The sequence below is a fragment of the Bacillus sp. DE0042 genome, from assembly GCF_007680225.1.
Lineage (GTDB): Bacteria > Bacillota > Bacilli > Bacillales > Bacillaceae_G > Bacillus_A > Bacillus_A wiedmannii.
The window spans coordinates 820,911-836,401 of sequence record NZ_VEJP01000001.1; the positions used below are offsets into that span (position 1 = coordinate 820,911).

Annotated in this window: 15 protein-coding genes; 2 read left to right on the forward strand and 13 right to left on the reverse strand. The window is 32.6% G+C overall.

The window, feature by feature from the left end:
- Nucleotides 1–9 precede the first annotated feature (9 nt).
- The 3 genes from uptA to cotH form a co-directional block, all read right to left on the reverse strand.
- Nucleotides 10–612, reverse strand: coding sequence for an undecaprenyl phosphate transporter UptA (gene uptA / locus FS802_RS03945; RefSeq protein WP_000881203.1), 603 nt, complete (start codon nucleotides 610–612; stop codon nucleotides 10–12).
- A gap of 104 nt (nucleotides 613–716) precedes the next feature.
- Nucleotides 717–1,334 carry an NUDIX hydrolase N-terminal domain-containing protein gene (locus FS802_RS03950; RefSeq protein WP_000216907.1) on the reverse strand — a complete coding sequence of 206 codons (618 nt, stop codon included), beginning with the start codon at nucleotides 1,332–1,334 and terminating at the stop codon, nucleotides 717–719.
- Between the two features lie 106 nt (nucleotides 1,335–1,440).
- On the reverse strand, nucleotides 1,441–2,517 hold the full coding sequence (gene cotH, locus FS802_RS03955) for a spore coat protein CotH (protein WP_000937986.1): 1,077 nt from the start codon (nucleotides 2,515–2,517) through the stop codon (nucleotides 1,441–1,443).
- A 181-nt stretch (nucleotides 2,518–2,698) separates the two neighbouring features.
- On the opposite strand from cotH, the gene exsB reads away from it, so the two are divergent.
- Nucleotides 2,699–3,277, forward strand: a complete 579-nt coding sequence (gene exsB / locus FS802_RS03960) for an exosporium protein ExsB (protein ID WP_000817494.1) — start codon at nucleotides 2,699–2,701, stop codon at nucleotides 3,275–3,277.
- A 45-nt stretch (nucleotides 3,278–3,322) separates the two neighbouring features.
- Here the strand turns inward: exsB and FS802_RS03965 are convergent, their stop codons facing one another.
- The 6 genes from FS802_RS03965 to FS802_RS03990 form a co-directional block, all read right to left on the reverse strand.
- A complete protein-coding gene (locus tag FS802_RS03965; protein WP_000859200.1) occupies nucleotides 3,323–3,934 on the reverse strand; it encodes a phosphoserine phosphatase 1 in 612 nt (203 codons plus the stop codon).
- 13 nt (nucleotides 3,935–3,947) lie between these two features.
- A complete protein-coding gene (locus FS802_RS03970) occupies nucleotides 3,948–4,493 on the reverse strand; it encodes a short-chain dehydrogenase (protein WP_000543156.1) in 546 nt (181 codons plus the stop codon).
- Nucleotides 4,494–4,505: 12 nt separating this feature from the next.
- Entirely contained in the window at nucleotides 4,506–4,922 is a 417-nt protein-coding gene (fosB, locus tag FS802_RS03975) for a FosBx1 family fosfomycin resistance bacillithiol transferase (protein ID WP_000911696.1), read from the reverse strand.
- Nucleotides 4,923–4,980: 58 nt separating this feature from the next.
- Nucleotides 4,981–6,642, reverse strand: a complete 1,662-nt coding sequence (locus FS802_RS03980; RefSeq protein ID WP_000824266.1) for a peptide ABC transporter substrate-binding protein — start codon at nucleotides 6,640–6,642, stop codon at nucleotides 4,981–4,983.
- Nucleotides 6,643–6,726: 84 nt separating this feature from the next.
- Nucleotides 6,727–7,731: a DUF2628 domain-containing protein gene (locus FS802_RS03985; RefSeq protein ID WP_078183102.1), complete on the reverse strand. Its 1,005-nt coding sequence runs from the start codon at nucleotides 7,729–7,731 to the stop codon at nucleotides 6,727–6,729.
- Nucleotides 7,732–7,738: 7 nt separating this feature from the next.
- Entirely contained in the window at nucleotides 7,739–8,191 is a 453-nt protein-coding gene (locus FS802_RS03990; RefSeq protein WP_000283909.1) for a methylated-DNA--[protein]-cysteine S-methyltransferase, read from the reverse strand.
- A 133-nt stretch (nucleotides 8,192–8,324) separates the two neighbouring features.
- Between FS802_RS03990 and namA the strand changes: the two genes are divergently transcribed.
- Nucleotides 8,325–9,362: an NADPH dehydrogenase NamA gene (gene namA, locus FS802_RS03995; RefSeq protein WP_001086182.1), complete on the forward strand. Its 1,038-nt coding sequence runs from the start codon at nucleotides 8,325–8,327 to the stop codon at nucleotides 9,360–9,362.
- Between the two features lie 776 nt (nucleotides 9,363–10,138).
- Here namA and FS802_RS04000 read toward each other — a convergent pair.
- From FS802_RS04000 to FS802_RS04015, 4 genes are all read right to left on the reverse strand, one after another.
- On the reverse strand, nucleotides 10,139–11,161 hold the full coding sequence (locus FS802_RS04000; RefSeq protein WP_001020444.1) for a sensor histidine kinase: 1,023 nt from the start codon (nucleotides 11,159–11,161) through the stop codon (nucleotides 10,139–10,141).
- Nucleotides 11,158–11,829: a response regulator transcription factor gene (locus FS802_RS04005; protein WP_000720522.1), complete on the reverse strand. Its 672-nt coding sequence runs from the start codon at nucleotides 11,827–11,829 to the stop codon at nucleotides 11,158–11,160. Before FS802_RS04005 ends, FS802_RS04000 begins: the two co-directional genes overlap by 4 nt.
- An 81-nt stretch (nucleotides 11,830–11,910) precedes the next feature.
- On the reverse strand, nucleotides 11,911–13,899 hold the full coding sequence (locus FS802_RS04010; RefSeq protein ID WP_000286985.1) for an FtsX-like permease family protein: 1,989 nt from the start codon (nucleotides 13,897–13,899) through the stop codon (nucleotides 11,911–11,913).
- Entirely contained in the window at nucleotides 13,889–14,656 is a 768-nt protein-coding gene (locus FS802_RS04015) for an ABC transporter ATP-binding protein (RefSeq protein WP_001244402.1), read from the reverse strand. Before FS802_RS04015 ends, FS802_RS04010 begins: the two co-directional genes overlap by 11 nt.
- Nucleotides 14,657–15,491 lie beyond the last annotated feature (835 nt).

Consider the following 15,491-nt stretch of genomic DNA (forward strand, 5'->3'; position numbering starts at 1 on the left):
TCATTGACTTTAACGCGCTGCTTTTTTCTTTTTTAAATACTTTAAACCGAAGTATAAAGCAACAAAGAGAACAGCTCCTATAATTATGTAATGTGTGTAATCAGATGCATACTCTTTAATGTGTCTCCAATTTCCACCAAGCTTTTCACCTAAGTATATAAATAGTATTGACCATGGAATAATCGCAACTACAGTATACAGTGTAAATAGTTTTAATGGCATCTTAGCTAATCCTGCTGGAATAGAGATTGCATGACGTACGACTGGGATAAAGCGTGCAGAAAAAATCACTCCTGCCCCGTAACGCTTAAACCAACCTTCTGCTATGTCTAAATGGTGTTTATTAATAAGTAGATATTTTCCATATTTCTCTACAACCGGACGCCCTCCGTAATATCCAAGCCAGTATAAAAAGATTTGGGCTAAAGTACCACCAATAGTTCCGGCGATAACTGCACCAACAAAACTAATTTTACCATCCGCTACTAAAAATCCAGCATACGAAAGTACAATTTCACTCGGGATAATTTCAATCATTAAAGCTAGCGCTACTCCAAAGTAACCTAAGCTTGCAAAAAATTGCAATAACTGATCTATTATGCTTGCTAACATTTTATTTTCTATCTCCTTTTTTCTTCACATACCATCCCATTATTACATAAAGGTCGCATTCTGCCAATATCTTCATTTCAACAATTTTATCGGCATAAGCATGATTAATCTATTAAAGTTTCTTTTTGAGGTTCTTTCATGTAGGCAAACATTTCTTTAATTTGCTCTTCTGTATTTCTAGCAATCGATAAATTAGGCAATTCATTCTCACCAAAAAACTCCAAATCTTCTGTTTCAATACTAGTTTTCTTTTCGCCACCAATAATCTTACAGCTAATAAAAATTTTATATACGTGTGTTGCTGAAGGCGATGGTTGATGTTTTTCTTTATCAAATATAGCGAATAGCTTAAAATCATCTACTTCATAACCCGTCTCCTCTAAAACTTCTTTTGCTGCTACTTCTGTTGGCGTATAACCGATATCGGCCCATCCACCTGGCAATGCCCATTTCCCATCACTTTTTTCTTTCACAAATAATAACTTTTCATTTTGAAAAACGACTGCTCTTATATCAACTTTTGGTGTTTGATAGCCTGTCTCACTTGCAAATAATTTCTCTACTATTTCCCAATCTGTCTTTGTGTAATGTGACATCATCGAAATGGAAATATCCCGTAATTGTTGGAAACGCTCTATATCATACACATCTTTAGAATACGTTAAACCCGCTTGGGCTATAGCTTGTATTTGTTTTACCCAATCAATCCATTTTACCGTCATGTTTCCACATCCCCCATACTCTTTTAAGTGAATAGTAAGTCAGTTTTGTTGATACATCTTTATTATACAAAAAAAGAGATTGATAATGTTCCAATCTCTTTCAAAATTAATCTAATTCATGTAAGTGGTCTTGTATATACTTTCTTCTTTTATTTATATATTCATCGATCATATCAGCTTCTTGATCAAATGTTTCTAATTTTTCTTTCATATATGGATCTTGTAGTAAATATGGACGAATCGATTCACACAAACTTTCAACTTTCGGCATCATAAACGAAACCGTAAATTGTTCTTCTAGTATTTCTTCCAAAATACTTCGGTATTGCTTTCTAAATACAGGTATATCTAACAATCTTGCACTTAACGTGTTATAGCCTTGAATGCGAATATACTCATGATTAAGTGGTCTCCCTTGTACATCTCGCCCCCAAGTTGCATCATAATCCCACGGTATCACTTCAAATAAATTTGTTTCATCGTTATGATATAGTGCATAGTTATGAACGAAACCATCAAAGTTTTGTGTGAAAATAACGCCAGCTAACCACCTTAAATATTTATCAACATGTAGAAACTTCCCAATTTCTTTTTCATAAGCTTCCCTCGACAAAGCATTCGCTTGAAATACAAATTCACTCAGTTGTTCTTCACTATTTTTATTCGAATATTTAAATTCATAACCCGCAAAGAGCTCGGTCTTAACATCTTTATCTCTCTCACTCATTAAAGAAAAATTCGCATCATCATCTATTGCATAATAAATAGAACCACTTGGTAATCCTCTATTTTTCAAAAAGTTTTCATCAACTGATTCTAACTGTAAATATACACCTTGAATTTGACCATTAATTTTTATAAATACATGTTGTGATTTTGGTGAAAGTACACCAATATCATGAAAAAAGTCTAAAGATAATTTGTTTCGTATGAGAGACGGATCCATAAACTCAGAATTTAAATGAATTTCTTTCGCACCTTGAAATTTTTTCGGTTTATAAAACATAACATGATAAGACTTTTTCTCAAACTCACGAATATGAGCCCCCCGGTATACGATATCAATATCATACTTCTTTTTTCCATAAGTTAATTTTGCTGGCACTGGACTATCTGACCAAATGTCTTTTTTTAATTCCACTAAGTACATTGGATGAATAAAAAAATCATATGAAGGTAGCATGTTTTCTCATCCCTTCTCAGTTCTCTTCATTCAATGTATGCGCCTTGTCTTGTCCATACATCCGCTATCATCCATTTATATAAAATTACACTCTTGTCTTGTTCAGAAAGACGTCATATCTCATATCATGTTAAGGAAAAAGAATACCTTTTCACCTGAATACATGATAAGGAGGATTTCTATGAAACGTGATATTAGAAAAGCTGTTGAAGAAATCAAAAGTGCTGGGATGGAGGATTTCTTACACCAAGATCCAAGTACTTTTGAGTGCGATGATGATAAATTCTCTCATCATCGATGTACAACAGGTTGTAAATGTACAACTGGGGGTAAATGTCCAAGAACAAGATGTACTCGCGTGAAACATTGTACTTTTATTACAAAATGTACGCACGTAAAAAAATGGACATTTGTTACAAAATGTACTCGTGTGCGCGTTCAAAAATGGACATTCGTTACGAAAGTGACTCGTAGAAAAGAATGCGTTTTAGTTACAAAACGTACTCGTAGAAAACATTGTACTTTCGTTACAAAATGCATACGCTTTGAAAAGAAATTTTTCTGGACAAAACGAAGTTTCTGTAAAAAATGCGAATTCTTCCCGCATAGAGACGGTCACTCGTGCGATGATTCATGTGATCATGGCAGAGACTGTCACGATAATGGACACAAATGGAATGATTGCAAAGGCGGACATAAATTCCCATCTTGCAAAAACAAGAAATTCGATCACTTCTGGTATAAAAAACGTAATTGCTAGTTTTTATGCCTACAAAAAAAGGCCGTTTTGCGGCCTTTTTTACGTTCATTGAAAATGACTTATATCTGCAAATTGCTTCACTTCACCTTTATCTTCTTCAAATTCTATTATACTTAGACTAGCACTATGCATAAATGGATCATCCCACACATTTTCTATTTCAATACCCGCAAAATGTCCTACAAGTAGTTTTGCCGCTGCCGCATGGGAAACAATTAATATACTTTCTCCTTTATGCTTTTCTAAAAGAAGCTGTATCCCCTCAATTACCCTTTTATAAACAGACTCAAAATTTTCTCCTGATGTTGACTGAAAAAGATGTGGCTCATACCAAAACAATTGTATTTCATCTGGGTATTCCCTTTCTATATCAGCGATTGTCTGTCCTTCCCATATACCCATGTTAATTTCATAGAAATGCTCATCCGCTATTATCGGTATATCACGATCGCCCTTTATTAACTCTGCAGTATGAAGGGTTCTTTCACTCGGACTACTATAGATCGCATGGATAGATAAATCTTTCATTCGGTCTCCTAATTGCTTTGCTTGTAACATACCATTTTCAGTTAAAGCAGAATTTTTCCGGCCTTGCATTCGTTTCGATACATTCCATTCCGTCTCACCGTGCCTTGTTACATATACAGTTGTTTTCATTTCACATTCCCCCTTACCATTTTGGCCGCAATTCCCACGGTTCTACTCGTCCTACAATCCATTCATCACATTTATTCTCAATTCCTTTTATTACCCCATCCGATATTTCTTCATGGGTAAGCCATCTCCCGTATGTATCTTCTAATATAAAACCTAATATTATTCTATGGTAGCTACATCGCGTACCACCTATTTTTTGTGCGGGTATACGCGACGCTTTACTACCAAAAATATGAAAAACGTTGTATGTTTCAGACGACAAATCCACTTCTCTACATATGAATGACAACGTATCCTTCGCACTTGCGTGTACCCATGCGACAACTAATGTTATTGGGCCATTCTGCACAATTGTGCTTTTAATAGCTAGCTTTACATCGTCATCATTATGATAATCTAACGGAAGACATGTGATACTTTCTGGCGCAGCACTCTCTCGCTTAACATTTTCTAATTTCACTTTATCTCGTCCAATAATAGAAACATGAAATCCTTGCTCACAAAGCCACATAGAAACTCTCTTTAGCATTCCTGTTCCACCAATTACTAGCGCATGCAACTTCTTCCACCCTTAGTAAAATGTCATATGAGACTTATCTTCCCTATAATAGTTCAGTCGGTCTTGCAATGTCCCTGAATGAAATTCAAACTTATGGCCGTCAGGATCAACAAAATATATAGACTTACAATCCCTTACATCCCGTTCTCTTCCTTGTAAAATATGAACATCGTTTTCTTCTAATCGTTGCAGTAGACGTTCAAAGTCTTTCTGTTCAACTGAAAACGCAATATGCGTATAAGATTGATGAATCTCATTTCTCGGAATATGTGTTTCTTCATTAAGTGCTACCCATACCCCACATATATTAAAATACGCAAGTTTTCTCCCTTTAACTAATAATTCTCCTTCTAGTACTTTTTCGTAAAATATAATAGATTTTTCTAAATTAGACACTGAAAAACAAAGATGATTGATTCCCTTTAACAACTCTAATTCCTCCTATACAAATAAAAGATGAGCGAAAATTCACTCATCTTTTATTATACTATTTCTTTGTAATATATGCCCATTTATAACTGAAGTCCCCACCAAACGTATGATTCGCAATACCTTTTACGTATGGCTTCTCTAAGTAAGCCGTACTTTGTTGGTACGTAGGAGAAATGGCAGCATCTTGACCAATTAAGATTTTTTCAGCTTCTGCAAGGGCATTCCAGCGTGCTTTATCATCTTTTAATAGTTCTCCTTTTGATTTCGCTACTAAATCATCATACTTCGGATTAGAATAATCCATTTCATTAAATGAGCTTCCAGTAACAAACATATCAATATAAGTCATTGGATCTGGATAGTCCGGACTCCATGCAGATAATGAGAATTCATATTCAAATTTCTTTTCTAACTCTAGCTTTTGCTTATATGGTTGTTGTTTCAAATTCACTTTAATACCAGGTAAATTTTTCTCTAACTCTTCTTTAATAAAGTCACCCACTTTTTTACGGCTACCGTTATCATCATTTAGAAATTCTACTGTAATTGTATCTTGGCCAAGCTCTTTCTTCGCTTCTTCCCATAATTTTTTTGCTTTTTCAGCATTATCTTTGCTGTCACGGAAATTTTTATTTACAGTACGGAAATCTTTCCCATCTGGTCCTGTCGTAAATTTCTCAGGTACTAAGAAATATGCTGGTAATGATCCGTCATTTAAAATAACATTTGCAATTCCTTTTTTATCGTATGCCAGATCAATCGCTTCACGAACTTTTTGATTTTTAAACGTTGCATTTTTCTGGTTAAAACGTAAGAAATACATACGTGGATCTAACTTCGTTTTAAATTCATCCGGCTTATTCTTTTTATACTTATCAACAAATTCAGAACTTAAAATAACACGGTCCGCTTGATCACTATCATATAAGTTTACTCCCGTGCTCGTTTCCTTCACAATATTCACATTAATTTCTTCTAACTTCACAGTATCTTTATCCCAATAATTAGGGTTTTTCTTTAACTGATAACTTCGTTCATGTTTCCATTCACTCATCGTAAATGGTCCATTATATAATAGTTTATCTGCTTCTAATGCATATTTATCCCCTTGTTCTTTCACATATTTTTCATTTAAAGGGAAAAATGTAGGGAATGAAGTAAGCTCAAGGAAATATGGTGCTGGCTGTTCTAATTCTACTACTAACGTTTTATCATCCTTCGCTTTAACACCCAATTGATCTGATGGTAATTCTCCTTTATTTACTTTCTGTGCATTTTTCACATCAAATAAAATAAATGCATATTCTGCCGCTATTGCTTTATCTAATGTACGTTGCCATGCATATACAAAATCTTGTGCTCGAACTGGATCACCATTTGACCATTTCGCATCACGTAATTCAAATGTATATGTCTTTTTATCTTCACTAATCTTCACATCTTTTGCCATGCCTGGTGTTGGTTTATTATCCTTATCTAAACGATATAACCCTTCCATTGCATTTACAAAGGCACGGAATGATACAGAGTCTGTTGATTTTGACGTATCCATTGAAGGGATTTCTGCTGTTTCTAGTAAGTTTAATACTTGCTTATCTGCTGCTCCCTTATTCGATTCTTTCTTCGTTGTCGAAGCCTTCTCACCATTCCCACATCCTGCAACCAATACACTCGTCGTTAACGCAAGTGCAGCAATTGTTGTTGTCTTTCTCTTCATTCTTCCTTCCCCCAATCTATATGTATAAGTTAAATCCTATATAATATATTTCATTATACAAAAGATTCTGATTATTTTAAATATTTATTTTAACAAACATAGAAAAAAGCGGTCAGAAATTTCTTTCCAGCCGCTTTGTTGAATAGCATTTACTTGTAATCCATCCTCTATATCAAATGGATTTTGGACCTTAAATATTTCTTCCATCATCTTCAAAAACTCTTCTTCATTTTTAGATTCACCGTTAACCGTAAGTGAGTATGGTTCCACTTCACCCAATTTATAATCGACAACAAATTGAATCGCCACCTTTTGCCTTGGCGTTCCAGCGTTATATCCTTGGAATTCTACTAATTCTAACCCTTCCGTTCCACGATAATATATCCAACCTGAATTTTGAAAATAATTTTCGAAAGATTCACCTATGGAAAAGAAAGGATATTCATAAAGCGAGCTTGTACGAACCTTTTGAATAACGTCTCGATCAGTCGGAAAAAAGAAATGACTAAAAAATATGCTAGCAACTGCTAAAATAGTAACAATTGTCGCTCCCATTTTGCTCGTTCCGCCGCTATCATGGATAAGATAGTTTTCAACTGATTTATCTTTTATTTCTCTTGCTTTTATTCGGTATATACGTCTTTCCGCAAATTGATAGTATAATCCATTTGCAAAAATCCCCATTCCAAACAGAATAAAAATGAGTAATAAAAACGTAAGAGGCACCATATTAATGATTGGCAACGCTACATTAAATCCCATATAATACGAAAATGCATCACACGCTACTAATAACAACATAAATAAAGTAGCTGGTACATAATACTTACGATATCCTAGCCAGCCTATATTGAAAATAGCAGCCCAACCATTCCAGCTCCACCTAGCAATCCGCTTATTCTCAAGCTCCCATTTCCTTTTGTAATACGGATATTGTCTCCCTACATATACTTCTAATTCCTTGTCTATTAGCGAGCATCCTTCACCTTGTTCAGTATGCAAAGTCCGCTGGCAACTTTCACAATTCAACTGATCTCCCTCGCAAAGTTGCCCACAATTTATACATTTCAAAACAATCCCTCTTCCCATCCATACGTCATTTCAAAATACCTTCGTGTTTTAATAACCACTCTTTCCTCCATAAACCACCAGCATATCCAACAAGCTTTCCACTCTTTCCTATTACACGGTGACATGGAACGATTATTGAAATTGGATTCCGACTATTTGCTCCTCCTATTGCCCGTACAGCTTTTGTATTTCCAACCTTCTCTGCAATATCTAAATATGAAGCACTTACGCCGTACGGAATAGTATAAAGTGCATCCCATACATTTTTTTGAAATGATGTGCCCTCCGCAGACAGCGGGACCGTAAACTCTTTTCTTTTCCCTTTAAAATATTCATCTAACTCATTTATACATTGTTCTATCATTTCATTTTTATTTTCTTCTTGTCGTTCATCAACAAATATAACAGACGTAATTCCTTCTTGATTTGCTTTAATTTCTAGCAAACCTACTTCGCTTTCATAATAAGCCTGGTACATATGTCATCCTCCAATTCAGTTCATATTAGTCATTGTAACACGAATAAACAAAATTTTTCGTATAAGCGTTTTATTAGAGAAACAAAAAAGAGAATGGTAAAATATAAGAAAATTCAATCAAGGAGGCTATTTGATGAATTCCAAGCTTTTTTCACCTTATACAATTAAGAACGTTACACTAAAAAATCGTATCGTTATGTCGCCTATGTGTATGTATTCATCGGGGAATGAGGATGGCAGCGTTACGAATTTTCATCTCATTCATTATGGAACTCGCGCTGCTGGCCAAGTAGGTTTAGTTATGGTTGAAGCAACTGCGGTGTTAGCTGAAGGACGAATTTCTAACAAAGACTTAGGCATTTGGGATGACAACCTAATTGAAGGCTTACATAAAACGACTACTTTTATACATGATAACGGTGCAAAAGCTGCCATTCAACTCGCTCACGCCGGAAGAAAAGCTGAATTAAATACGAATGCTTTCGCTCCTTCTGCAATTCCTTTTAATGATACGATGAAAATACCAGTAGAAATGAATATACAACAAATCAAAGAGACTATATTAGCTTTTCAGAGGGCCGCGTTACGTTCAAAACAAGCCGGATTTGATATTATCGAACTACATGGCGCTCACGGTTACCTTATCAATGAATTCCTATCACCACTTACTAATAAACGAACTGATGAATACGGCGGCTCACCTGAAAACCGCTATCGTTTCTTACGCGAAATCATCGACTCTGTAAATGAAGTTTGGGACGGACCAATATTCGTTCGTATTTCAGCAAATGATTATCACCCTGACGGGCTAACGGTTCAAGATTACGTTCAGTATACAAAGTGGATGAAAGAACAGGGAATAGATTTAATCGATTGTAGTTCTGGCGCAGTTGTACCAGCACATATTGATGTGTATCCCGGTTACCAAGTACAATACGCCAAACATATTAAAGAGCATACTAAGATTGCAACTGGTGCAGTTGGATTGATTACGACTGGGTCACAAGCAGAGCAAATTTTAAATAATGACGAAGCAGATTTAATTTTCATCGGACGTGAGTTACTTCGCAATCCGTACTTCCCGAGAATTGCGGCCAATGAACTTGGCTTTGAATTACAAGAACCTCACCAATATAAGCGAGCACCAAGAAAAATTCATACGAATAAATAAAACCGAGAAGAATATGTAAGACTGAACCTAAAATAATTAATATAAGATATGCTACAGGACAACACATGTTGTTTAACAATGTAGTTTTAAGGTGTATCAACACTTTGCTTGATACACCTATTTTTTATGTTTTTTATCACCCATTTATCACTACATTCATTAAGTCAACAAATATGTTATGTCCTTTCTTTTAAAACTGCCCTCTTTACTTTAAGTACAATACTTCACAATTTTTCCACCTAAATAAATTCAATCTCTTAAAAGTGTTATCCATGTGAAAAAATACCACCTTATTAAAGAAAGGCGTTTTATTGTGAGAGTAATAAAATAGATAAATAGAAACAACTTAGTTTATTTCTATTCAAATAACGCAACCGTTGTAGCTTGGAAATAAAGTTTGATTAAATTAGACCTTAAAAAATTGAAATTATTCATACTTACTTTAAGTGTAATATAAGTTTAGACACAGAACTGTCTAGAAAATATGTAGATTTTTACAACGCTAAGAAAGTTTCAGTGAACTAAGGGGATCTAATGAGGTCAATATCTATAGACTAAAATATCATTCTCGTAGTGGGAGTCACCATATCAAAAAAGAAAATAGTAGGTTCGAACACAATTTAGACACAAAACATCCGATTCACAATTAAATATATCAATATGTTAAATGGCTAAATAATACAAACGGTATGAAGAGAATTTCTAGTCTTTTCATACCGTTTTACATTTGTTCTTAAGTTTTATATGAAATTCGTGGAAAGATAGCAGCATCTATTTTATAAATAAGGCTCAAAAGTTACCATACCTGACAATGGAAATATTAATGTAACTCTAGTTCCTATATTCACTTCAGAATCAATGGCAATTTCCATACCTAATTTTGAGCACAGTTTTTCGCATAGATACAAGCCCATTCCTGTACTTTTGCTAAATCTTCTTCCATTCTCTCCAGTAAATCCTTTCTCAAAAACTCTATTTATATCTTGAGTTACTATCCCTACTCCATTATCCTCTATATTTAGTATTACTGAGTTAGTTTTCTTAATTGAGTATATACGTATCATTTGTTCTTTGTTATTTGAGTACTTTATGGAATTTCCTAATATTTGATTAATAATAAATTCAACCCATTTCCTATCACTATATACGATTTCATTAATATCTTTTATATCTAATTTTATTCTCTTATGAATAAAATCTCTATAATTTCTTTTAATTACAGTTCTTACTACATCATCAAGTTTGATTGGTTTTATAATATAGTCTTTATTAACGTTATTGCTTCGAGAATAATACAGAACCTGTTCTACAAAACCCTCGATTCGATCCATTTGAGAGTCAATTTTATTAGTTACTTCATTTTGATTATTTTCAATTATTAGCTTTGTAGAAGCTATTGGTGTCTTAATTTCATGCACCCATGTCTCTATATATTCTCTGTAATCTATTTGCATATCTCTATAATATTTTACATTTTCATGCATATCTCTACTTACTTCTTTCAGTATAGCGTTAAGCTTTTCCCCATGTATAAAGTTTGCTTCCTTTACTACCTCTGGAAGTAAGTATTTTTTCTCCAAGTTTTCTAATATGCTGTTAATCTCATTATAATAATTTTTACATCTTATAAATTCTATAGCCATATATGAAATTAATGGAAAAAACCAAATACAAAAGACAAAAAATATGATAATGAACGGAATGTGCGCAGTCAGCAATATACCTGCTAGTATGATATATACCAGTACATTTGATAGTATTACTACTATTTTATCTTTAATAAATTCACCTATATTCATGGCATTATATACCCTAAGCTTCTTCTTGTTGCAATTGGATTTTCTATACCTATCTCTTCAAGCTTTTTTCTTAATCTATTTATATTAACAGTTAAGGTGCTATCATCCACAAAATAATCAGATTTCCATAAAGTTTCTATGAGTGAATCTCTTTTTACAATATTTCCGCGATTATTTATTAAGCATGAGAGTATTTTAACTTCATTTTTAGTTAATTCTACAGACTTGTCTTGATAAGTAACTGTTGCATTTGAAAGATTTAAATTAAAGTCTCTATAAACTAAGATATGATTCGTCTTGAAATCTCCAGTTGTTCTTCTTAAAATGTTTGTTACTCTTGCTAATAGTATTTCTGTATTATACGGCTTTGTTATAAAATCGTCTGCTCCTAAATTCATACTTATTAGTTCATCTACATCACTATCTCTGCTTGTAACCATGAAGATTGGAACATCTGAAGTTTTACGTATTTCTCTGCATATATAATAGCCATCAAACACAGGAAGATTTATGTCTAGTAATATAAGGTCTGCATTCTCACTTTCTATATATTCGATAATATGATTAAAATCTGTGGGAGCCTTTACTTCATATCCATACTTTATAAAAAAATGTTGTAATTCTTCTCTGATGATTTCATCATCTTCAATCAGAATGATTTTTTTCATGACTTTTCCCTCCCTATACAGAATATAAGACTATTACATCTTGAGAAACAAGGTGTAATAGCCTTAATGAGCATTATAAAATCAAGTATTACTTTTTACAATATTTTTATAACCGACATATGTCGTGTAGAAATATATTACATAAACTACAAGAAATACTAAGCCAGTCATCAATGCTGGTAAAGTAATGTCTACTTGTTGAAATGCGTTAATAAAATCATTAACTACATAAATTCCAACTGCAGAATGAATTAAAGCAAGAAAAACTGGAAGACTGAAGTATACGAAAGTTTGAATGAAAATCGCTTTGTCGATCATTGTTCCGTTTGAACCAATTCTCTTCAAAGATTTATATCGATCTATGCTATCACTGGCTTCTGATAATTGTTGAAGAGCTAATACAGCCATACTCGTTATTAAAAATACAATACCTATATATATCCCAATAAACAGTACGATAGTTTTCATTCCCTTAATTTCTGCACAAACTTCATCCTTTGATTTGCCTGCTATACGATTAATATTTAATTTCGGGCCATTTTCGTCATGAAATCTCCGTGCAACGTTATCATATTTTTTATTATATTCTTCTCTATTTCCATCTAAATAATTTACATTAAGTACGGATTCAATAATTTTGTAGTCTGATAAAAAATCATCATTTATAACGATTTTGAAGAAATAAGGTTGCGTATCAGAAGTGTAAAGACTCTCTTGTATAATTTTAGCGTATTTTACCAGATATTCTTTTTCTTTAATATTTACCTTATTGCTATTTTTTAATCTTTCATTTATCGAATTAAGCAACCGCTTATCATTTGATAAAAGTAAAACTTCATTGTTATTTAAAGTGATTTCCTTTTCACCTTTAAGATTTAAAATTTTATTATAATCAGATAATTCAATGAAATCCATACCGCTTTTCTTATAATCTTTACGTACTTCCGGTACTAAGTCCCCCACTTCCATTCCTGTTGGATATACATTATAAGATACATATTTTTCGTTATTACTTATTTTAAAATTAGCTTTATTTAATACGTCTTCTATAGTGTAACTTTCATCCTTATTCTCCAACGTAATACTGGCATCAAATGGTGTTACTTCTTTCGTTGTTGCGTCCATCATTCTGTTAAAGCTGATTCCTGTAGATAGGGCCACCATTGTAAGAAATAACATTAAACAGATTACAGACATGGATATAAAATTTGTATTAACCTTACTATTTATTTGTTTGATGATAAATATATTTAAACCTTTAAAATAGATTTTTTTATTCTTCTTTACAACATATAATATAAATCCAGATAAACTAAAGAAAAACAGCAATGTACCTAATATGCCAAGTATGATTGATACCATGAGCATAGGATTATTATAATTCAATCCGATTTTTAGTACAGTCACATATGCATATCCAAGTGATGCTACACACATAATAAATATGATTACATAGATAAGAGGATTTCTAAATTTTACATCTTCGTTTTTTTTACCTGCTGTTAACAAATCAATTATTTTGTATTTAGAAACAACATATACATTAAATAACATAACAAGTAAAAACATGATTCCAAAGTATAATACACTTTTACCTATAGCACCTGTTGAAATTGCAAATTTATATTTATTGATGGGCAAGTCAAATAGCTTTAATGCAAATGTAGATAACCCCTGCGATACTCCAATACCTATTATAAGTCCACTCACTAAAGATATAACGCCAACTAGAAATGTCTCTATTACTAATATTCTGGATATGTTTCTTCTTCCCATACCTAAAGTCATGTATATTCCTAATTCTTTTTTACGTTTTTTAATTAAAAAATTATTTGCATACAATATTAAACCACCTAATATTACAGATACAAATACTGACACATTTGAGATAGCGTTCATTACTGTAGGCACATACTTTCTATCTGAAGCGTTAATTTCCATAAGTGCCTTTTGTGATTCTATTGAGTTAAAGCTATAAAATATACAAACAGCCAGTGTTAGTGTTAAGAAATATATTGCATAATCTTTAAAACTTTTCTTTACATTCCCAATAGCAATCTTAGAGTACATTATTATCGTCACCTCCAAGAAGAGTTATAACTTCGATAATTTTAGTAAAGAATTCTTTTCTGGAATCATTCCCTCTTACCAACTCGATAAATATTTTTCCATCTTTAATAAAAAGAATTCTACGAGCATAGCTTGCTGTAAATGCATCATGAGTAACCATAAGTATTGTAGCTTTTAAATCCTTATTTAGACTTTCAAATCTTTCGAGTAATAATCTAGCTGATTTAGAATCTAACGATCCTGTTGGTTCATCTGCAAGTACTAAAGATGGATCTGTTACGATAGCTCTTGCCGAACCAACCCTTTGTTTTTGTCCGCCTGATATTTGATAAGGGTATTTGCTTAATACTTGTTCAATGTCTAAATATTTTGCAACCGCTTGTATTTTTTCATCAATTTTTGAATTTGCCTCACCTTTTATAGTTAACGCTAGAGCAATATTTTCATAAGCAGTAAGGGTATCTAATAAATTAAAGTCCTGAAATACAAACCCTAATTCATTTTGTCTAAACTTATCTAGTGACTTTGATTTTAACCGAGTAATGTCACTATTATTTATCATTATTTTTCCCGTAGTAACATTATCAATCGTTGATATACAGTTAAGTAATGTAGTTTTGCCACTTCCTGAAGGCCCCATTATCCCAACAAATTCTCCCTCATCTACCTTAAAACTAATATTATCTATAGCCTTTGTTACATTATCTTTATTACCATAATATTTTTCAATTTTTTCTACACTTAATATATTTCGCATTAATACTTCTCCTTTTTCATTATAAAAATTCTTTAACTCCCCTTCATTTTATATAATTTCATTAATAGTATCGGTGGAATTACATTTCATTAACATTACATTTTTGTTATATTGAGTGATACCTCTACATGTAAGTTATCAGAAATCGCAGTGGTATACGTAAGGTCTATTCGATGCCTTAACCAAATGGTCAGATAAATGTAGGGATATCGTTTCTGGTGCAAAAATGATAAGACTTATGTAATTATAGGTTATAAAAAAACTCTAGATTTTCTATGTAGCATAGAAAATCTAGAGTTTTCATTCCAAATATTGATTAAACATACTTTATCTACGTTTGGCAAACATATTGGAGAAAGAACTTTACTATTAATAAAATATCATTAATTTTCTCCCCAAAAAATATTTTAGATCAAAGGACTAGTTATCCATTTCTAATCTAACCTAATCTTAAAGTTCAAATTTTATTTAGAAACCCTTATCTTTTTTGTTTTTTAAGCATAATTTCAATCCTAAACCAATTACCACAACCACAATTGGTTATAAGAAAGTGTCATTTTCTCTAGCAATAGAGACATCTATTGAAATTGTTTCTTTCAGCTTTTAAATCGCATCAGCTGACATTCCAATCATCTCAGGTTTATGTTCTTTTAACATTTCTGTACCATAAAATCAGACGTATTTGAGACGTATGAGGGATAAAAGTAGAATTAAGATCATAAATTGGCGTGATAAAAGGAGTGGATTCCCCACTCCTCTTTCATTTTAGTATAAGTGTTAAACAACATGTATTTACTGTTAATCCAAGCCTAAAACTCTATTTCCTTTGTCTTTC